At 75.5% G+C, this 18639-nt stretch carries 16 protein-coding genes; 8 read left to right on the top strand and 8 right to left on the bottom strand.

Features of this window, described 5'->3' with window-relative positions:
• The coding region (locus IE225_RS23590; protein WP_190059605.1) for a glycoside hydrolase family 75 protein at positions 1-849 on the bottom strand (849 nt) is incomplete at its 3' end.
• 884 nt (positions 850-1733) lie between these two features.
• On the opposite strand from IE225_RS23590, the gene IE225_RS23595 reads away from it, so the two are divergent.
• Positions 1734-2309, top strand: a complete 576-nt coding sequence (locus IE225_RS23595) for a hypothetical protein (protein ID WP_190059606.1) — start codon at positions 1734-1736, stop codon at positions 2307-2309.
• A gap of 15 nt (positions 2310-2324) precedes the next feature.
• Here IE225_RS23595 and IE225_RS23600 read toward each other — a convergent pair whose 3' ends face one another.
• From IE225_RS23600 to IE225_RS23610, 3 genes are all read right to left on the bottom strand, one after another.
• A complete protein-coding gene (locus IE225_RS23600) occupies positions 2325-2900 on the bottom strand; it encodes a PadR family transcriptional regulator (protein WP_190059607.1) in 576 nt (191 codons plus the stop codon).
• A gap of 30 nt (positions 2901-2930) precedes the next feature.
• The gene (locus tag IE225_RS23605) at positions 2931-4946 is read right to left on the bottom strand and encodes an NADPH-dependent 2,4-dienoyl-CoA reductase (protein ID WP_190059608.1); all 2016 of its coding nucleotides are present in this window, start codon (positions 4944-4946) and stop codon (positions 2931-2933) included.
• A 129-nt stretch (positions 4947-5075) separates the two neighbouring features.
• The gene (locus IE225_RS23610; RefSeq protein ID WP_190059695.1) at positions 5076-5447 is read right to left on the bottom strand and encodes a hypothetical protein; all 372 of its coding nucleotides are present in this window, start codon (positions 5445-5447) and stop codon (positions 5076-5078) included.
• 316 nt (positions 5448-5763) lie between these two features.
• Between IE225_RS23610 and IE225_RS23615 the strand changes: the two genes are divergently transcribed.
• Together IE225_RS23615 and IE225_RS23620 are read left to right on the top strand one after the other, a co-directional pair.
• Entirely contained in the window at positions 5764-7854 is a 2091-nt protein-coding gene (locus tag IE225_RS23615) for a SpoIIE family protein phosphatase (RefSeq protein ID WP_190059609.1), read from the top strand.
• Positions 7855-7978: 124 nt separating this feature from the next.
• A complete protein-coding gene (locus tag IE225_RS23620; RefSeq protein WP_190059610.1) occupies positions 7979-8794 on the top strand; it encodes a hypothetical protein in 816 nt (271 codons plus the stop codon).
• Between the two features lie 40 nt (positions 8795-8834).
• Here the strand turns inward: IE225_RS23620 and IE225_RS23625 are convergent, their stop codons facing one another.
• Positions 8835-9638 carry a putative protein N(5)-glutamine methyltransferase gene (locus tag IE225_RS23625; RefSeq protein WP_190059611.1) on the bottom strand — a complete coding sequence of 268 codons (804 nt, stop codon included), beginning with the start codon at positions 9636-9638 and terminating at the stop codon, positions 8835-8837.
• A gap of 562 nt (positions 9639-10200) precedes the next feature.
• Here IE225_RS23625 and IE225_RS23630 point away from each other — a divergent pair.
• The 3 genes from IE225_RS23630 to IE225_RS23640 all read left to right on the top strand — a co-directional run bounded on the left by IE225_RS23630 (position 10201) and on the right by IE225_RS23640 (position 12553).
• Entirely contained in the window at positions 10201-10620 is a 420-nt protein-coding gene (locus IE225_RS23630) for a MarR family winged helix-turn-helix transcriptional regulator (protein ID WP_190059696.1), read from the top strand.
• 272 nt (positions 10621-10892) lie between these two features.
• Positions 10893-11477: an Rv1733c family protein gene (locus IE225_RS23635; protein WP_190059612.1), complete on the top strand. Its 585-nt coding sequence runs from the start codon at positions 10893-10895 to the stop codon at positions 11475-11477.
• A 107-nt stretch (positions 11478-11584) separates the two neighbouring features.
• Positions 11585-12553: an acetylxylan esterase gene (locus tag IE225_RS23640; RefSeq protein WP_190059613.1), complete on the top strand. Its 969-nt coding sequence runs from the start codon at positions 11585-11587 to the stop codon at positions 12551-12553.
• A gap of 25 nt (positions 12554-12578) precedes the next feature.
• Here IE225_RS23640 and IE225_RS23645 read toward each other — a convergent pair whose 3' ends face one another.
• The gene (locus tag IE225_RS23645) at positions 12579-13316 is read right to left on the bottom strand and encodes a class I SAM-dependent methyltransferase (RefSeq protein ID WP_190059614.1); all 738 of its coding nucleotides are present in this window, start codon (positions 13314-13316) and stop codon (positions 12579-12581) included.
• 495 nt (positions 13317-13811) lie between these two features.
• On the opposite strand from IE225_RS23645, the gene rho reads away from it, so the two are divergent.
• Positions 13812-14966, top strand: a complete 1155-nt coding sequence (gene rho, locus IE225_RS23650) for a transcription termination factor Rho (protein ID WP_190059615.1) — start codon at positions 13812-13814, stop codon at positions 14964-14966.
• A 45-nt stretch (positions 14967-15011) separates the two neighbouring features.
• Here the strand turns inward: rho and IE225_RS23655 are convergent, their stop codons facing one another.
• Entirely contained in the window at positions 15012-16277 is a 1266-nt protein-coding gene (locus tag IE225_RS23655; RefSeq protein ID WP_190059616.1) for a cytochrome P450, read from the bottom strand.
• Positions 16278-16493: 216 nt separating this feature from the next.
• Between IE225_RS23655 and IE225_RS23660 the strand changes: the two genes are divergently transcribed.
• Entirely contained in the window at positions 16494-17687 is a 1194-nt protein-coding gene (locus tag IE225_RS23660) for a D-alanyl-D-alanine carboxypeptidase family protein (protein WP_190059617.1), read from the top strand.
• Between the two features lie 115 nt (positions 17688-17802).
• Here the strand turns inward: IE225_RS23660 and IE225_RS23665 are convergent, their stop codons facing one another.
• Positions 17803-18639, bottom strand: a complete 837-nt coding sequence (locus tag IE225_RS23665; RefSeq protein ID WP_190059618.1) for an undecaprenyl-diphosphate phosphatase — start codon at positions 18637-18639, stop codon at positions 17803-17805.

Here is an 18639-nt window from a genome sequence, read left to right on the forward strand (position 1 = left end):
GGCCCCCGCGCCGGGCGTGCCCGCCGGCGCCCCCCGCGGCCCGCCGCCCGCACCGGCGGTGCCGCCCGTCCCGCCGGTGCCGCCCGTGCGGTCGGGAGCCGGGTGCCCGGCGCCCGCCGGCGCGCCGAGGAAGCGCCGGGCCAGCCGCTCACCGGTCGCCGCCGCGGCCGCGGGGTCCTGGATCGGGGTGACCCGGGAGTTCTTGAAGACGATGTACGTCACCCCCGAGTCGGCGCCTCCGTGGCGGGGGTTCGGGGGGATGCCGAGGGCGCGGGCGGTGGCGTAGGAGGCCTCGCCGACGAGGTCGCGGGGGCCGGTGTCGCCGACGACGGCGTACCGGACCCGGCCGCGGTAGACGACGGCGGCGACGGAGCCGCCGCGGACGCCGTCGGCGCGGTGGTTCCAGATGCGGCTGGGGGCGGGGACGACGATGTAGGGCAGCCGCTCGGCGGCGAGGGGCCGGCCGTCGGACTGCCGGTAGGCGGTCCGCGGGACGAAGCAGGGGTCGGTGCGCCGGTTGCAGCGGCGGGTGGGCCGCCCGTCGCAGTCGATGTCCAGGTCGGCCTTCCAGAACACGGTCTCGCGCGTGCCGCAGACCGGGACGGTGGCGGGGGCGTGGGCGTCGGTGCGGTAGCGGCCGCGGGAGACGGGGACGCAGGCGCGTACCCGCGCCCTCAGGCGGGCGGCGGTCACCGGGTCCTCGTGCCGCGCCGCGGGTTTCCCGGCCGGGCGCGGCACGGCGGCGGCCGAGGGCGCGGGGACGGGGTCCGGGGCGGGAGCGGGCGGCGGGGAGGTCGGCGCGAGCAGGGAGGCGCCTGCCGCGGCCAGCGCCAGGTAGGGGGCACGCACGATGAAAGACCCTCTCGGGGGAGACGGTGACGGTCGCTCAGGAGCCATCTGTTGCCCGATGGGGCCGCTCGGACCACCACCCGGGGGCCGTTCGGGGCATCCGCGCCCCGGCGCGCCGCGCGGTGCCGACGTTCCGACAGGGGCCGGGCGGGCCGGGCCTCTTGACCTGCCCGGGTCCGCCCGGCCATCCGGCCGGCGCGGGATCTGCGACGACAGCGGTCCGCGCCACCGGCGTGAACTCCCCTGCCCTCTCGGGAAGTTCACGCCGACAGGAGCCTCAGCATACGTAACTTCCCCGACCGGCCACCAAACGGCGGCCCCTCGAGGGCCGCACAGCCAGGGCGCGCTACCGGTCCGGACGCATGTCCCGTGGGAGCTCGTGGGAGCCCGCGGGGCCCGTCGGACCCGTGGGGTGCAGACCGTGCGACGTGTCCCGGTCCCGGCCGCCCGCTCCGCCTCCGGCACCGCCCGTCTCGTCCGCACCGCCCGTCTCGTCCGCACCGCCCGTCTCGTCCGCACCGCCCGTCTCGTCCGCGCCGGCAGGCGCGCCGCCGCGCTCTCTGCCTGTTGCCGGCCCCGGTCGCCGTCCGCGCCCGCGGGCCCGGCTGCCGGACGGCACCCGGGGCGACTGTCCGGCGCCGCGGACGGTGACGGCGGGCGGTCGGTGAAGCCGCGTCCGTTTCCGGGTCCGGTCCCGGGTACGGCCCTCGCCCGGTCCCGGGTCCGGCCCACCGGCCGGAACGCGGGGCGTCACTCCTCCGGGTGCGGTGGGCATGCGGGCGGTGCCGGGGACGCGTTGGCTTCGCTGTGAGGCGGCACGGGCGTTTCCCGATCCGCGGCGGCGCGTGGGATGTCCGCCGACCGTGCTGCCGGAGGGCAGTCACATGCGCAACTCTCAGCCACTCCTCCGCGGCGGCCTCGTCGCGGCGGCCGCCGCGCTGATGCTGGGCCCGGCCGCCGCACCGGCCGTCGCCGGCCCGGGCATCTCGGTGAGCACCAGCGGTTCCTCGGTGTCGGTCCTCACCTCCGCCTGCACGCAGATCAACGGCAGCTGGGGCACCGCGGCACTGCTCAACAGCAGCCAGACGACATTCGCCCAGGGGCGCCAGGTGGCGCTGACCGGGACGAGCGCCGGACAGTCCGCCGCCTGGTCGGACGTCTCGCCGGGCACGTACACGGTGATCGTCATGTGCTCCAACAACAACACGGCGGGCACGCAGACCGTGATCGTCCCGCCCCGCCCCACCCGCAGCGCCACCCCGACGGCCACTCCGACGGTCACCCCGACGATCTCCGCCACCTCCTCGCCGTCGCCGTCGCGGGGCGTCATGGGCGGGCTGGGCGGTGCCGTCAGGGACTACGGCACGGTCACCCTGACGGCGGGCGGGGTGCTGGTCGGCACGGGGGCCATCGCGGCGGGCTGGTTCCTGCGCCGCCGCTTCCGGCCGCACCGGTGGTGACCGCGGGGCGGCCCGTCAGGCCGGTTCGCCGCCGCGCGGGCCGCCGCGCGCGTCGTCGCGCAGGTCGGCGAACTCGGCCAGCGCCTGGGTGAGCCACCGCGTCCAGAAGGTCTCCAGGTCGATGCCGGCCCGCAGCACCAAGTGCTGCAGCCGGTCGCGGGTGCTGTCCCGGCCGGGCGGGAAGTCACGCCGCTCGATCTCCCGGTACTCCGCCAACTGCCGCTCGTGCAGCGCGAGATGGCGGCGCAGGTCGGCTTCCAGGCCGGCGGTGCCGACGACGGCCGCGGCGCGCAGCCGCAGCAGCAGCGGGTCGCGCACCGGCCGGGGGTCCTGGGCGGTGGCGGTCCAGCGGGCGAGTTCGGCACGGCCGGCGGGCAGCACCTCGTAGCTCTTCTTCTGCCCGCGGGCCGGCTGCGCGGCGGGCAGGGCGCGGATGTAGCCCTCGGCCTCCAGCTTCCCCAGCTCGCGGTAGATCTGCTGATGGGTGGCCGACCAGAAGTAGCCGATCGACTTGTCGAAGCGGCGGGTCAGCTCCAGCCCCGAGGAGGGCTTTTCGAGCAGGGCGGTGAGGATGGCGTGCGGGAGGGACATGGGGGCCATCCTAGAAAGGCGCCACCGGCCCTACAGGGCCGCGGCCAGCTCGGTGCCCTGCCGGATCGCCCGCTTCGCGTCGAGCTCGGCGGCCACGTCGGCGCCGCCGGCGAGGTGCGCGCCGCGGCCGGCGGCGAGCAGCTCGTCGTACAGGTCGCGGCGCGGCTCCTGCCCGGCGCACAGCACGATCGTGTCGACCTCCAGGACGGTGGGCGCGCCGTCGACGGTGAGGTGCAGGCCGACGTCGTCGATCCGGTCGTAGCGCACGCCCGGGACCATGGTGACGCCGCGGTGCCTCAGTTCCGTGCGGTGGATCCAGCCGGTGGTCCTGCCCAGGCCGGCGCCGACCTTGCCGGGCCTGCGCTGCAGCAGGTGCACGCGGCGCGGCACGACGGGCCGTTCGGGGGCGGCCAGGCCGCCGCGGGCGCGGTAGTCCGTGTCGACGCCCCAGCGGCGGAAGTACACCGCCGGGTCGCGGTGCGCGTGGTCGCCGGGGTCGGTGAGGTAGGCGGCGACGTCGAAGCCGATGCCGCCGGCGCCGATGATCGCCACCCGGTCGCCGACGGGGGCGTTGCCGTGCAGGACGTCGAGGTAACCGAGGACGCTGGGATGGTCGACACCGGGGATGTCCGGGATGCGCGGGGTGACGCCGGTGGCGACGACCACCTCGTCGTGGTCGGCGACGTCCGCGGCGGTGACCCGGGTGCCGAGGCGGACGTCGACGCCCTCCTGGGCGAGGCGGGTGGCGTAGTAGCGCAGCGTCTCGTCGAACTCCTGCTTGCCGGGGACGCGGCGGGCGACGTTGAGCTGGCCGCCGATCTCGTCCGCGGCGTCGAACAGCGTGACGGCGTGGCCGCGTTCGGCGGCGGTGACCGCGCAGGCGAGTCCGGCGGGGCCGGCGCCGACGACGGCGATCCGCTTGCGGCGGCGGGTCGGGGACCACACCAGCTCGGTCTCGTGGCAGGCGCGCGGGTTGACCAGGCAGGAGGTGATCCTCCCGCTGAAGGTGTGGTCGAGGCAGGCCTGGTTGCAGCCGATGCAGGTGTTGATCGTCTCCGGGCGCCCGGCGGCGGCCTTGGCGACGAAGTCGGGGTCGGCCAGCAGCGGGCGGGCCACCGACACCATGTCGGCGCAGCCCTCGGCGAGCAACTGCTCGGCGAGTTCGGGGGTGTTGATGCGGTTGGTGGTCACCAGGGGGACGGAGACCTCGCCCATCAGGCGCCGGGTGACCCAGGTGTAGGCGCCGCGCGGCACGGAGGTGGCGATGGTGGGGATGCGGGCCTCGTGCCAGCCGATGCCCGTGTTGATGATCGTCGCCCCGGCGGCCTCGACGGCCCTGGCGAGAGTGATCACCTCGTCGAGGGTGGAGCCGCCGGGGACGAGGTCGAGCATGGACAGGCGGTAGACGACGATGAAGTCCTCGCCGACCGCCTGGCGCACCCGGCGGACGATCTCGACGGGGAAGCGCATGCGGTTGTCGTAGGAGCCGCCCCAGCGGTCGGTGCGGTGGTTGGTGCAGGCGGCGGTGAACTCGTTGACGAGGTAGCCCTCGGAGCCCATGATCTCCACGCCGTCGTAGCCGGCCTCGCGGGCGAGGCGGGCGGTGCGGGCGTAGTCGTCGATCGTCCGCTCGATGTCGGCGTCGGTCAGCTCGCGCGGCACATGGGGGCTGATGGGGGCCTTCAGGGCGCTGGGGGCGACCAGGTCGGGGTGGTAGGCGTAGCGGCCGAAGTGGAGGATCTGCAGGGCGATGCGGCCGCCCTCGCGGTGCACGGCGTCGGTGACCGTGCGGTGCCGCTCGGCCTCCTGCCGGGTGGTGAGCTTGGCGCCGCCCGGGTAGGGCCGGCCCTCCTCGTTGGGGGCGATGCCGCCGGTGACGATCAGGCCCACTCCCCCGCGGGCGCGGGCGGCGTAGAAGGCGGCCATGCGCTCGAACCCGCGCTCGGCCTCCTCCAGGCCGACGTGCATGGAGCCCATCAGGACGCGGTTGGGCAGCGTGGTGAACCCCAGGTCGAGCGGGGTCAGCAGGTGCGGGTAACGGCTCATCGGGCCCTCCGTGCGCGGTGTGGTGCCTCTCGTTGTAGAGGACCGCGCACGGTTTATGCAACTAGTTGCACAATGGGTCGCGGGGCGACCTGCGTCACTCCCCCGCGGCGGGCCCGGCCGGTCGGCCGCTCAGCGGCTCTCGAGCCGCAGGTGCAGCTCGCGCTCCTGGTCGCCGGAGGCCGTGCACAGGTCGCTCACCGTGAACAGGTCGTCCAGGGTGCTGCGGAAGCGGTCCACGGCCCAGCAGCCGCCCTGGACGTCGGCCTCGACCGGGGCGCGCAGACGGCCCGGGCGGGCGGCGCCGGCCCGGGCGTCGCCGACGTCGAACGTGCCGAGCCAGACCGTCGGACGGACCTCGTCCAGCTCCTGGGGCACGTCGTCGGCGCGGCGGTCGGAGGAGAAGCACGCGCACAGCGTCTCGAACACGACGCGGGCGTCGTCCTTGCTGCAGCCGCTCAGCTCCACCGAGACCGCGTGCGGGTGCGGTCGTTCGCTGTCCATCGTGGTCGCTCGCTCGCCGTCCATCGCGGTGGCTCCTTCCGTGCGCCCCCCTCCCAGCCCCCACTCCCAGCAAAGCACCGCGCCCACCGCCGCACCACCGGCCGCGGACCGCGTTCCGCCCCGCCCCGCCCCGTCCCGCCCGGCGCGCGCCGGGCCCGGGTCGCGCAGGTGAACTTCCCAGGACGGCGGGGCCGGTGGTACGGCATGGTGGGGGAAAACGACAGGGTGGCCGAGAAGTGGGTGTGAGCGCGGTAGAACAGGTGAGTCGGCACAGGGGACGGCGTGCCGCGAGGGACGGTCGGAGGCGGTGCGGGGAATGAGTGAAGCCGGAACACCCCTGTCGGAGGGCCCGTCGGCGCGCGGCCCGGTGCGGCCGAGCGGCCTGCTGGACGTCCTCGGGGTCGCCTCGGTGGTGCTGAACGCCGAGGGGCGGATCGTGCTGTGGAGTCCGCAGGCCGAGGAGCTGTTCGGCTACAGCGCGCAGGAGGCGCTGGGGGAGTACGCCGCCCGGCTGATGATCCACGAGCGGCACTTCGACATGGTGGTCAAGCTCTTCTCGGACGTGCTGGAGACCGGCCGGGGCTGGGCCGGGGCGTTCCCGATCCGGCTGCGGGACGGCTCCACCCGCCTGGTGGAGTTCCGCAACCAGCGGCTCATCGACGACCGGGGCGACGTCTACGCCCTGGGCCTGGCCGCCGACCGGGCGACCGTACGGGGGCTGGAGCGCGACCTGGCGCTGTCGGAGCGGATCGTCTCCCAGTCCCCGATCGGGCTGGCCGTCCTCGACACCGACCTGCGGTTCGTCTCGGTCAATCCGGCACTGGAGAAGATCAACGGCATACCCGCCGCGCAGCACCTCGGCCGCCGCCTCCGGGAGGTGCTGCCGCACCTCAGGGCCTCCGACCCGGAGGTCGGCCATCTGGAGGAGGTGACCCGGCAGGTGCTGCGCACCGGCCGGCCCATCATCGACCTGGCCGTCACGGGGCGCACTCCGGCCGACCCGAACGAGGAGCACGCCTGGTCGGTGTCGCTGTACCGGCTGGAGGACGCCGTCGGCACGGTCCTGGGCGTCGCCTCGTCGGTGGTGGACGTCACCGAACAGCACCGGGCGAACCAGGAGGCGGAGGCCGCCCGGCGCCGCCTGGTCTGCATCGCCGACGCCACCACCCGCATCGGCACCACCCTCGACCTGGACCGCACCGCCTGCGAGCTGGCCGAGGTCGCGGTGCCCGGGCTCGCCGACGTGGCGGCCGTGGACCTGCTGGCCGCCGTCGTGGAGGGCCGCCGCAGCGACCTCGGCCCGGCCGAACCGGCGGTGATCCGGGCGCTGGCCGTGCGGGCGCCGCGGGCCCCGGAGGCCCTGGAGGCGGCCGACCCGCCGGGCCGGATCGCCCGCTACGCCCCGGACCGGCTGATCACCGAGTGCGTGCGCACCGGCCGCCCGGTCCTGGTCGCGCAGGTCAAGGACGAGGACCTGCCCCGCATCGCCCGCTCCCCGGAGGCGGCCGAACTGCTGGCCCGCGCGGGCGTCCACTCCTACCTCGCCGTGCCGCTGATCGCGCGCGGCGAGGTGCTGGGCGCCCTCGACCTCAAGCGCACCCGCAACCCGGCGCCGTTCAGCGACGACGACGTGCTGCTCGCCCGGGAGCTGGCCGCCCGCGCGGCGGTGCAGATCGACAACGCCCGCTGGTACCAGAACGCCCGCGACACCGCCCTCACCCTGCAGCGCAGCCTGCTGCCCAGCCACCCGTCGGTGACCGGCGGCCTGGAGGTGGCCTCGCGCTACCAGCCCGCCGGCGCGACCAGCGAGATCGGCGGCGACTGGTTCGACGTGATCCCGCTGGAGGGGGACAAGACCGCGCTCGTCGTGGGCGACGTGATGGGCAGCGGCATCAGCGCCGCGGCCACGATGGGCCGGCTGCGCACCGCCACCAACACCCTCGCCGCGCTCGACCTGGACCCGGCCCGCCTGCTGGAGCACCTGGACCGCATCACCGCGAACCTGGACCACTCCATCGCCACCTGCGTCTACGCCATCCACGAACCGCATCTGGGGCAGGTGCGCATCGCCAACGCCGGCCACCTGCCGCCCGTCCGGGTACGCGCCGGCCGGCCACCGGAGCTGCTCGACCTGCCCACCGGCGTCCCGCTGGGCGTGGGCGGCGTGGAGTTCGCCACCACCACCGTCGAGCTGTCGCCCGGCGACGAGCTGGTGTTCTACACCGACGGCCTCGTCGAGACCCGCCACCACTCCCTCGACGAACGCCTCGAGACGCTGCTGACGCTGGTCGACGACCCGGAGCGGCCCCTGCAGGAGCTGTGCGACCTGCTGCTGCGCAGGCTGCGCCACCCGGACAACCGCGACGACGTGGCCCTGCTCGTCGCCCGCGCGCAGGCGCTGTCGTAGACCCCGCCCGGGCCCTGCCCGGCGGCGCGGTCTCACAGGAAACGGTTACCCGGTCCTTACCGGCGGTGCCGGACAATCACAGCGAAGGCCTCGGGGACGTCCGCGCGAGGTGAGGTGAGGAACGATGACGTACGAACCGGACGAGCGACGCACCGGTGACGGCCGGCCGGTGCCGCCGATGCCGGAGCACGCCCCGCACGCGCAGGCGCGGTGGGACGTCGTGACGGGCCCCGGCGAAGCGGGCGGCGCACCGCGCGAGCGGTGGTGGCGCAGGCCCGCACGGCGCCGGGCGGCGACGGCGGCGGCCGTGGCCGCGGTGCTGGCGACCGGCGGCGCGGTCGCCTACGCCGCCGGCTCACCGGGCGGCGCCGGCACCGGTTCCGGCGCGCTGCCCGCGGCGGCGTCCTCCCCGGCGGCCTCCCCCTCCGGGGACGGGCCGGGCGCCCGCCACGGCCTGGGCCCGTGGTTCCGCCTCGGCGCCGCCGCCGTGCACGGCGAGGCGACGGTCAAGGACCCCGACACGGGCGCGTGGGTGGTGCGCACCTGGCAGCGCGGCACCGTGCAGAAGGTGGACGGCGAGCGGGTCACCGTGCGGAGCGCGGACGGCGCGTCGTGGACGTGGACCGTCGGTTCGGACGTCCGGGTGCACAAGGGTGATGGCAGCGGCGGGACCGGCGCCGACGCGCTCCGCAAGGGCGAGACGGTCTTCCTGGCCGGCACCCGGTCCGGTAACGGCACCCGCACCGCGGCCCTCGCGGCGGCCGGTTCCTTCCTCGACCGCAAGGACGACGGCCGGGGCGGCTTCCCGTGGCACCACAAGTGGCACCGGGACGACGACGGCTCCCCGGCCTCCCCGACTCCCCCGGCCTCTCCGGCACCTCCGACCTCCCCGGCACCCTCGATGCCTTCGGCGCCCTCGGACAGCGGCGCGACGACCTGACCGCCGCCCTGCGGGCGACCGCCGCCCCGCGGGCCGGGTGCTACGGCCGTACGCCCACCACCACGGTGGCGTACCACTCCTCGGAGACGGCCAGGCGGGCGGCCAGACCGGCCCGGGTGAAGGCGGCCACCGCCCGCGGGGCCTGGCGCTCGCTGGTCTCCACCAGCAGGCAGCCGCCGGGGGCGAGCCACGCGGGCGCCCCGGCGGCGACGCGGCGCAGCACGTCCAGGCCGTCGGGGCCGCCGTCGAGGGCGGTCGCCGGCTCGTGGTCGCGGGCCTCGGCGGGCAGCAGCCCGACCTCGCCGGTGGGGACGTAGGGCACATTGGCGGCGAGGATGTCGACGCGGCCGCGCAGCCGGTCCGGCAGCGCCGCGAACAGGTCACCGGTGTGCACGTGGCCGCCGGCGGCGGCCACGTTGCGGCGGGCGCAGCGCACGGCGGCCGGGTCGATGTCGGCGGCGTGCAGCTCGACGTCGCCGAGTTCGGCGGCCAGGGCGGCACCGATGGCGCCGGAGCCGCAGCACAGGTCCACGACGACGGACGCGTCCGGGGCCTGGGCGAGGGCCTGTTCGACGAGGAACTCGGTGCGGCGGCGGGGCACGAACACGCCGGGCTCGACGGCGACGCGCAGCCCGCGGAAGCGGGCCCAGCCCAGCACGTGTTCCAGGGGGAGTCCGGCGACGCGGCGGCTCACCAGGGCGGCGAGTTCGTCCGGCGTGCGGGCGGCGGCGAGCAGCAGCTCCGCCTCGTCCTCGGCGAAGACGCACCCGGCGGCGCGCAGCGCGGCGACGACGGCGGGACGGGTCGGACCGCCGGAGGCGGGCAGGGGCGGCAGGGCGGACATGGCAGGCGAGAGTCTTTCGGGAGGGGGCCGAAGGGCGCTCCCGCAGCCGCCTAGCGGTGGCGGCCCGCTCCGGCGCGAGGGGAGAGCACCCGGATGACAGCGGTGATGGGTCCCACCTCCTCGGCGTCGGGCGGCCGGGACGGTCCGCGGCCGGAGAGCCACCCTACCCCAACACCCGGACACCGACGGCCGCTTCGGCCTCTTCGGCCCCTTCGGTCTCTTCTGCTTTTCGGCCTCTTCTGCTTTTCGGTCTCCTTTGCCTCCTCCGCCTCGGCCGCCCGGGTCGTCCGTCCGCCCGCGATCAATTCCGGCGCCCGGGCGCCCGGCACGTACACGCCCCTGATGTCGCGGTCCTCCAGCAGGCCGGCGGCCTGCGCGCGGGCGGGCACGTGCCGCAGGGCCTGCCACCTCATCGGCCGCTCCCCCGCGCTTGACTTACGCAACCATCACACCAGTTGTCCTGTGCAACCAGGCCGCGGAGGGAGGTGTTCCGGTGATCGGGGAAGCCGTCGCGGCGGACGGGACCGCCGCGCTGAGGGCCGTGGAGACGATCCAGCGGGAGATGACCGCCTTCGCCCGCCGGGCCCGGGCGGTGGCGGGGCGCATGCACCCGGAGCTGTCGCTGGTGGCGTACACGCTGCTCGGCCACCTGGAGGAGCGCGGCGGCTGCCGCGCCACCGACCTGGCCGCGCACTGCGCCCTGGACAAGTCCACGGTCAGCCGCCAGGTGGCCGCGCTGCGGCGGGCCGGGCTCGTCGAGCGGCGGGCCGACCCGCAGGACCACCGCGTGCAGGTGCTGCACCTGACCGACCCGGGCCGGCGGACCCTGGACCGGGTCACCGAGAGCCGCCGCGCGGCCTTCCGGGAACGGCTGAAGGACTGGCCGGAGGAGGACCTGGTGCGGTTCGCCGGATACCTGGTGCGCTACAACGCCGCCTCCCCGGAACAGGCGGAGGAGGCGGCGGCGCGGCGGGAGGAGTGAGCCGGCGGGGACGGGCTCACGTGCCCGCCCCGACGACGATCCCGCCGCGGCCGGATCCGTGACCTCCCGGCGGGCGGCGCGCCGTGTCGTACGTCTCCCTCGTCCTTCCCGGTGAACGATGCCCGCCGGACGGGGTACGAGAACGGAGGACGAGTACGAGATCCGTGTGAACGCTCGCACGAGTGCGCTGCGCGCAGGGGCCGTTGGACGGCACCGGAGAAGGACCGCCCGGTGCACCGCGCACCGGCTCCCCTGACGGCGAGGAGGTCGGCATGCGAATCCGGGTGCGCGGCTGGCACTGGCGGCGCAATCCGCTGCGGCGCCGCTGCGACGTCGTCGAGGCGTGGACGCTCCTGGTGGCCGCCGTCCTGCTCGCCGTGGGCGCGCCCCTGGCCGGGGTGGCCGCGGGCCGCTGGGCCCACGACGAGGCCCGGACACTGCAGGCGGTGCAGCGCGCCGAACGCCACCGGGTGCGCGCCGAGGTCGTCGCCCGGGTGCCCGGCACACCGGCCGCCGTGCCGGGCGGCCGACAGCACGCCTACCGGGCGACCGTGCGCTGGAGCGAGCCGGGCACGGGCCGGCGCACGGCCGCCGCGCAGGTCCCGGCCGACACCCGGCCCGGTGACGTGGTCCCCGTGTGGTTCGACTCCCGGGGCCGCAGCGTGGCCCCGCCGCCGGACGACACGGCCGTGTGGCAGCACACGCTGACCCTCGGCGCGTGCGCCGCGGGCGGCACGGCCGCCGCGGTCCTGCTCGGGCGGTGGGCCCTGCGGCGCGCCCTGCTGCGCCACCGGCTGGCCGAGTGGGAGCGCGAGTGGGCCGTCACGGGCCCGGAGTGGACCCGGCGGCACGCCTGACGGGCACCGGGGACCGGGCTCTGGCGGGCGTACGACGGCGCACGTACGGTGCTCACCGGCACCCACCGGCACTGTTCCGGCACCCTCCGACCGAAGGCGGTCCCTTGATGGCCCTGTTCGACCTTCCGCTCGAGGAACTCCGTGAATACCGCAGCGAGTCCGCCGAGCCCGAGGACTTCGACGCGTTCTGGTCCAAGACGCTCCAGGAGGCCCGCGAGCACGAACTGGACGCGCGTTTCGAACCGATGGACACGGGACTGGCCACGGTGACGGTGTACGACGTGACCTTCGCGGGGTTCGGCGGCCACCCGGTCAAGGGCTGGCTGGTGCATCCCGCGAGCGCCGGCGAACCGCTGCCGCTGGTCGTGGAGTTCGTCGGCTACGGCGGCGGGCGCGGGCTGGGCCACGAGCACCTGCTGTGGGCGTCCACCGGCCGGGTGCACTTCGTGATGGACACGCGCGGCCAGGGCAGCGCCTGGGGCGGCGGCGGGGACACCCCCGACCCGGTGGGCGGCGCGCCGGCGTATCCCGGCTTCATGACACGGGGCATCGACGCCCCCGAGAACTACTACTACCGGCGTGTCTTCACGGACGCCGTGCGCGCGGTGGAGGCGGCCCGCTCGCACCCGCTGGCGGACGCGGCCCGCACCGCCGTGACCGGCGCCAGCCAGGGCGGCGGCATCTCGATCGCCGTGGGCGGCCTGGTGCCGGACCTGGTCGCCGTCGCTCCGGACGTGCCGTTCCTGTGCGACTTCCCGCGCGCCACGACCCTGACGGACCGTCACCCCTACCGGGAGATCGGCCTGTTCCTCAAGACGCACCGCGGCCGCACCGAGGACGTCCTGCGCACCCTGTCGTACTTCGACGGAGTGCATTTCGCGGCCCGCGGCCGCGCCCCCGCCCTGTTCTCCGCGGCCCTGGAGGACGAGACCTGCCCGCCGTCGACCGTCTTCGCCGCCTTCAACGCCTGGGCGCACGACGACAAGGCGATCGAGGTGTACGACTTCAACGACCACGAGGGCGGCGGCCCCTACCAGGACGCGGCCAAGCTGCGCTGGCTGCGGTCGTACGCCTGAGCCGCGCTAAAAGGGCCTGTCGTTCCTACGGCAGCCTGCGGGCCACCAGCAGCCTCGCACGCGGGCTGCCGTCGCCGCGGCGGCCCAACTCCTCCAGCGGGTACAGCTCGACGCCGAATCCGGCCCTCTCCAGTTCCCGCCACACGTCGCCGAACCGGAAGGCGCGGTAGTACATCACGAACGGCGGCCGCCACACGGCGTTGCGCACGCGCATCACGGCGTCGAAGCCGAGCAGCGCCCAGAACGCCGGGGAGGACGGCCGGGGCGGGGCCAGTACCGGCAGGGCGAAGCAGCCGCCGGGCCGCAGTACGGAGCGCACCTGGCCGAAGAGGACGGGCAGTTCGCGGGGCAGGAAGTGACCGAGCGCGCCGAAGCTGACGACGAGGTCGAAGGCCTCGGCGAACGGCAGCGCGCGGGCGTCGGCGCGGACGAAGGCGGTACGGGGCCCGGGCCGCCCGCGCGTGCCCGGCACCCGCTCCCGGGCGACGGCGAGCATGCCGGCGCTGAAGTCGACACCGGTGACGCCGGCGCGGCACACCCGGGCCAGCACGCCCAGGCCGGCCCCGGTGCCGCAGCACAGGTCGAGCCCTTCGGTGAACGGGCCGAGGCGCTCCAGCACCCCGGCGCAGGCCCGCAGGACCGAGTCCGGGGTGCGGAACGGCGTGCGGTCGAACTTCGGCGCGAGCAGGTCATAGCCGCGCTCCACGGACGACAGCGCCTGCACCACGAGCTCACGCAGGCCGGGACCCTCGGGATGGAACATCCCGGCAGCTTACGGGAGCGGGCCCGGGCACCGGGACGCCCCGGACTCCGGGGCACGGGCCACCGCGCCCCGGCACCGGGGTGGTACAGTGCCTTCGGGAACGTGTCCTCGCCCCGTCGTGGGCGCCGGTGCCGGAAGTCTCCCACCGCACCGTTTCCCTCCCCCCGTCACCGCTCGCCCGGCCGTTCGTCGGCAGGCCGGTCGGCGTCCTCGCACCACCTCCCGGCCGCACACCGCGCCGGGCGAGCCGAGCGGCAGGTGGTGTTCCCCGGCCGCCCGAGGCGCGTGCTCGTACGCCTCCGCTCACGGTTTCCGCCTTCTCCGTCTTTCCGCCTTCTCCGTCTTTCCGCCTTCTCCGTCTTTCCGCTTCCGCCTCCTTCGCCTCTTCCATGTCTCTTGCATGCCCCGCACCTCCCGCAGCTCTCGTGCTTCCCGCACTTCGCGGGTTTCCCGCGCATGCCCCATGCCGCGTCCGTCCGTGAAAGGACCCCCACCATGACCACCACGACCACCACACTCGAACATCCCCCCGCTGCGGCCGACCGGCCGCAGCTCGTCAGCGGTGTCCTCGACATCGACGCGGGCGGCAGGGGGCACCTGCGCGCCGCGGACTGCCTCGCCTCGCCCGCCGACCTCCAGGTCCCGCCCGCGCTGATCGGCCGTCACGGTCTGCGCCGCGGCGACCTCGTCGAGGGCGTGCGCGCGGACCGGGGCGGGCTCGGCGACGTCGCACGGGTCAACGGCCGCAGCCCGTCGGACCGGCCGCGGCGCCGCTTCCAGGACCTGACGCCGCTGCATCCGCGGCAGCGGCTGCGCCTGGAGCACCCGGCGTCCGGCCTCACCGGGCGCGTCGTCGACCTGATCGCGCCCGTCGGCAAGGGCCAGCGCGGGCTCGTCGTGGCGCCGCCCAGGACCGGCAAGACGGTGCTGCTGCAGCAGATCGCGGCCGCGATCACCGGCAACCACCCGGAGTGCCGGCTGATGGTGGTGCTGCTGGACGAGCGGCCGGAGGAGGTCACCGACATGCGGCGCTCGGTGCGCGGCGAGGTGTACGCCTCGACCTTCGACCGGACGCCGAAGCAGCACATCGCACTCGCCGACCTCGTCGTGGAGCGCGCCAAGCGGCTCGTGGAGGAGGGCGAGGACGTCGTGGTCCTCCTCGACTCCCTGACCCGGTTGTGCCGGGCGCACAACCACGCGGCCGCCTCCGGGGGCCGCACCCTCAGCGGCGGTGTCGACGCGGCCGCGCTGCAGGGCCCCAAGCGGCTGTTCGGCGCCGCCCGGCTCGCCGAGGAGGGCGGCTCGCTGACGATCCTCGCCACCGCGCTGGTGGAGACCGGCTCACGCGCCGACGACTTCTTCTTCGAGGAGCTGAAGAGCACCGGCAACATGGAGCTGCGGCTGAGCCGCGAACTCGCCGAACGCCGTGTCTTCCCGGCCGTCGACCTGCCCGCCTCCGGCACGCGCCGCGAGGAACTGCTGCTCACCGAGGCCGAGTCGACGACCGTACGCGGGCTGCGGCGGGCGCTGCGGGGGCGGGACGGCCAGGCGCACCTGGAGACGCTGCTGGAGCGGCTGCGGCGGACACCGGACAACGCCGCCTTCCTGCGCCGCGTTTGGGCCACGCTGCCCACCGGGCGGCCGGAGTGACGCCGCCGGTCACCACGGCGGCCGGGGTCCCGAGCCGCGCGGTGCTCACCTCGCCCCGGCCGGCCGCCGGGCGGGCACGCGCACGCCGGTGACCACGAAGCCGCTGCGCGGCCGGGTCGGGACGCGGCTCAGCGGGATGCGCAGGTCCTGCTCCGGCACCCGGTACTCCAGGTCCGCCAGGCGCACCGACAGCGCCTCCAGCAGGCCGATCGTCATGCCCTCGCCGGGGCAGCGGTGGCCGGTGCGCGGATCCCCGCCGCCCTGCGGGATCAACTCGTCGCGTTCCACGGGGTGTTCGAGGAACCGCCGGGGGCGGAAGGCGTACGGGTCGCCCCACAGTTCATCGTCGTGGTTCTGGCCGAAGACGTCCAGCAGCACCAGGCCGCCCTCCTCGACGTGCTCGCCGCGCCAGGTCAGGTCGCGGGCGGCGCGCCCGCCGAGGAACGGCGCGAACGGGTAGAAGCGGCGCACCTCGTGCACGAACGCGGCGACGTGGGCCATGTCGCCCGAGCGCAGGAGCCGCCGGTTCTCCGGCCGGTGGTGCAGGGCGTGGGCGGCGAAGGCGACGAACCAGCCGACGGCGACCGTGGGCCGGACGACGTTGAGCAGTTCCACGGCGGCCGTCCTGGTGTCGAGCCGCCGGCCGTCGGCGTCGCGGTGCCGGGCGACCCGGTCGAGCACCGAGTCCGCGGGCGCGGTGACCGTGCCGGCGCGCACGTCCTCGATCAGGCGGCCCAGCCTCTCCTCCTGCCGGCCGCGGGCGCGGCGGGCGCGCCAGTGGCGCGGGCCGAGGGCGGCGAAGCCGTCGACCATCGCGATCAGGTCGCGGGCGAACGGCTGGGCGTCGGCGTCGTCCAGCGGAATCCCCGCCCACCGGCACACGCCGCGGGTCAGGACGACACCCGCCTCGTCGAACAGCACGACGCGGTCGCGCCGTTCCCAGGCGGGCACCGTGTCGTCCCAGGCGTCGGTCACGTGCTCGACCAGGCCGGCGATCGACGCCGGGTCGAGCAGGGGGAGGAACAGTTCCTTGCGGACGCGGTGGACCGGGCCGTCGAGGGTGTGCACCGCGCCGTGGCCGAACAGCGTGCCCAGGACGGGCCCGGGGATCGCGTCGTGGCGGCGGACGTTGCGCTCGTCGTAGAAGAAGCGCACCGCGTCCGGACCGCGCACGGTCAGCGCCGGCCGGCCCATGAGCCGGGTGCGCACCACGTGTGCCGGGCTCCTGCGCATCCGGTGGGGAAGCCAGGCATAGCCCTGCGCGAGCAGCGGCAGGGACCGGTCGGTCAACGAGCGGCTGTAGGTGGACATGGCGGGCGGGTGCCCCGGTGGATTGCGGGAGAACCGCCGGAATGTCGCCACGTCAGTTCCCGCCACGGCCGTTTCCGCCACAGCCGTTCCCGCCTCGGCCGTTTCCGTCACAGCCGTTCCCGCCCGGCGCCGTCCATCTGCGGCATTTGGGTGTTCGCCGTCGCCATGCGGCACGAACGACAGGGTGGTTGGGCCGCCACACCGTACGTTTCCGGTATGAAAATCGGATTTACCTCCCGGATGGTGGCGTTCTGCGCGCTGTGCGTGGCCGGGCTCCTGGCGCCGGCTCCGGCTGCCGCGTCCATCCGGCCGACGCCGGACCCGGTCGCCCCGGGCGGCGCACGGGCGGCCCTGCCGCCGCCGGACCTGCTGTACCGCCCCGGGGTGCAGGTGCGGCCGCGGGCCGGAGCGCCGCGGGTGCCGGAGGTCTCCGCACTGTCCTGGCTGGTGGCCGACGCCCGCTCCGGCGACGTGCTCGCCTCGTACGACGCGCACCGGCCCCTGCCGCCCGCCAGCACCCTGAAAACGCTGTTCGCGCTGACCGTGCTGCCGATGCTGCCCGGCGACGCCCGGCACCGGGTCGACGCGGCGGAACTCGCGGGCGTGGGCGAGGGCAGCAGCCTGGTGGGGGTCGTCGAGGGCCGCACCTACCGGGTGTCCGACCTGTGGCGCGGGGTGTTCCTGCACTCCGGCAACGACGCCGTGCACGTCCTGGCCGAGCTCGGCGGCGGCTGGCGGGCCACCGCCGCCCGCATGCAGAGCAAGGCCCGGGAGCTGGGCGCCCGCGACACCCGGGTGCTGTCCCCCGACGGCTACGACACGCCGGGCCAGGTCTCCTCGGCGTACGACCTGGCGGTGTTCGGCCGGGCCGGACTGCGCGACCCCGGCTTCGCGCGCTACTGCGCCACCGTCGAGGCGCCCTTCCCCGGCACGGAGGGTGCGTACCCGATCCGCAACACCAACCGGCTGCTGACCGGGGACGACGGTGTGGCGCCGTATCCGGGCCTGATCGGCGTCAAGAACGGTTACACCAGCAACGCGGGCAACACGCTGATCGCGGCGGCGCGGCGCGGCGGGCGCACCCTGGTGGTGACGGTGATGAACCCGCAGCAGGGCGGCGGCCTCACCGTCTACGAGGAGGCCCGCGCGCTGCTGGACTGGGGGTTCGCGGCGTCCGGGCGGGTCGGCCCGGTGGGCTCGCTGGACGCCCTGCGCGCCGCGGCCCCCGTCCGCCGGGAGATGCGGGCCGGCGCCGCGGCACCGGCGCCGGTGTCGACGCCGACGCCGGTGTCGGCGCCGGCGGACGGTTCCGGCTGGCCGGAGGCCGGGGCGCTCGCGGGCGCCGTCGGGCTGGGGGCGGGTGCGGTGGCGCTGGTGCTGCGCAGGGCCGGGCGGTCCGTACGGAACTGACCCGCCGACAGCTCGCACGACAGGCCCGGGACGCTCCGGGTGCGGGCGTCACCGCCGACGCGGCCGTCCGGGCCCGGGGCGTCGCCGCACCGCGACCGCACCACGCCGGCGCGGTTCAGCTCTCGAGGACGCCGGTGGCCAGCAGCCCGAACAGCAGGATGCCGACGGCGATGCGGTAGAGCACGAAGGCGTTGAAGGAGTGCTTGGCGACGAACTTCAGCAGCCAGGCGATGGAGGCGTAGGCGACGACGAACGACACGATCGTGCCGACGGCCAGCGGGGCCGCGCCCACGCCGGTGCCCAGCGCGTCCTTCAACTCGTACAGGCCGGCGCCGGTCAGGGCGGGGATGCCGAGGAAGAACGACAGGCGGGTGGCGGCGACCCGGTCGAGGTCGAGGACGAGCGCGGTGGACATGGTGGCGCCGGAGCGGGAGAAGCCCGGGAAGAGCAGCGCGAGGATCTGCGAGGAGCCGACCAGCATGGCGTCCTTGAAGGAGGTGTCGTCCTCGCCGCGCTTGTGCCGGCCCATCTGGTCCGCCGCCCACATCACGCCGCTGCCGACGATCAGGGAACCGGCGACCACCCACAGCGAGGCGAGCGGGCCCTCGATGAGCGGCTTGGCGGCCAGGCCCACGGCCACGATCGGGAGGGTGGCGCAGATGACCCACCACGCGAACTTGTAGTCGTGGTGGTACCGCTCCTCCTTGTGCAGCAGGCCGCGGAACCAGGCGGAGACGATCCGCACGATGTCCTTGAAGAAGTACACGAGCACGGCGGCGATGGCGCCGACCTGGATGACGGCCGAGAACCCGACGACGGCGTCGTCGTCGACGGGAATGCCCATCAGGCCCTCGGCGATCTTCAGGTGGCCGGTGGAGGAGACGGGCAGGAACTCGGTCACCCCCTCGACGACTCCGAGGACAAGGGCCTGACCGACGGAGATGGCGCTCAT

Origin of the sequence: Streptomyces echinoruber (genome assembly GCF_014651135.1) — a bacterium.
Classification (GTDB): Bacteria; Actinomycetota; Actinomycetes; order Streptomycetales; family Streptomycetaceae; genus Streptomyces; species Streptomyces echinoruber.

Coding starts and splice junctions, on each gene's coding strand:
- IE225_RS23595 (WP_190059606.1), top strand. CDS start 1,734: ATGCGCAACTCTCAGCCACTCCTCCGCGGCGGCCTCGTCGCGGCGGCC.
- IE225_RS23600 (WP_190059607.1), bottom strand. CDS start 2,900: ATGTCCCTCCCGCACGCCATCCTCACCGCCCTGCTCGAAAAGCCCTCC.
- IE225_RS23605 (WP_190059608.1), bottom strand. CDS start 4,946: ATGAGCCGTTACCCGCACCTGCTGACCCCGCTCGACCTGGGGTTCACC.
- IE225_RS23610 (WP_190059695.1), bottom strand. CDS start 5,447: ATGGACAGCGAACGACCGCACCCGCACGCGGTCTCGGTGGAGCTGAGC.
- IE225_RS23615 (WP_190059609.1), top strand. CDS start 5,764: ATGAGTGAAGCCGGAACACCCCTGTCGGAGGGCCCGTCGGCGCGCGGC.
- IE225_RS23620 (WP_190059610.1), top strand. CDS start 7,979: ATGACGTACGAACCGGACGAGCGACGCACCGGTGACGGCCGGCCGGTG.
- IE225_RS23625 (WP_190059611.1), bottom strand. CDS start 9,638: ATGTCCGCCCTGCCGCCCCTGCCCGCCTCCGGCGGTCCGACCCGTCCC.
- IE225_RS23630 (WP_190059696.1), top strand. CDS start 10,201: ATGACCGCCTTCGCCCGCCGGGCCCGGGCGGTGGCGGGGCGCATGCAC.
- IE225_RS23635 (WP_190059612.1), top strand. CDS start 10,893: ATGCGAATCCGGGTGCGCGGCTGGCACTGGCGGCGCAATCCGCTGCGG.
- IE225_RS23640 (WP_190059613.1), top strand. CDS start 11,585: ATGGCCCTGTTCGACCTTCCGCTCGAGGAACTCCGTGAATACCGCAGC.
- IE225_RS23645 (WP_190059614.1), bottom strand. CDS start 13,316: ATGTTCCATCCCGAGGGTCCCGGCCTGCGTGAGCTCGTGGTGCAGGCG.
- rho (WP_190059615.1), top strand. CDS start 13,812: ATGACCACCACGACCACCACACTCGAACATCCCCCCGCTGCGGCCGAC.
- IE225_RS23655 (WP_190059616.1), bottom strand. CDS start 16,277: ATGTCCACCTACAGCCGCTCGTTGACCGACCGGTCCCTGCCGCTGCTC.
- IE225_RS23660 (WP_190059617.1), top strand. CDS start 16,494: ATGAAAATCGGATTTACCTCCCGGATGGTGGCGTTCTGCGCGCTGTGC.
- IE225_RS23665 (WP_190059618.1), bottom strand. CDS start 18,639: ATGAGCGCCATCTCCGTCGGTCAGGCCCTTGTCCTCGGAGTCGTCGAG.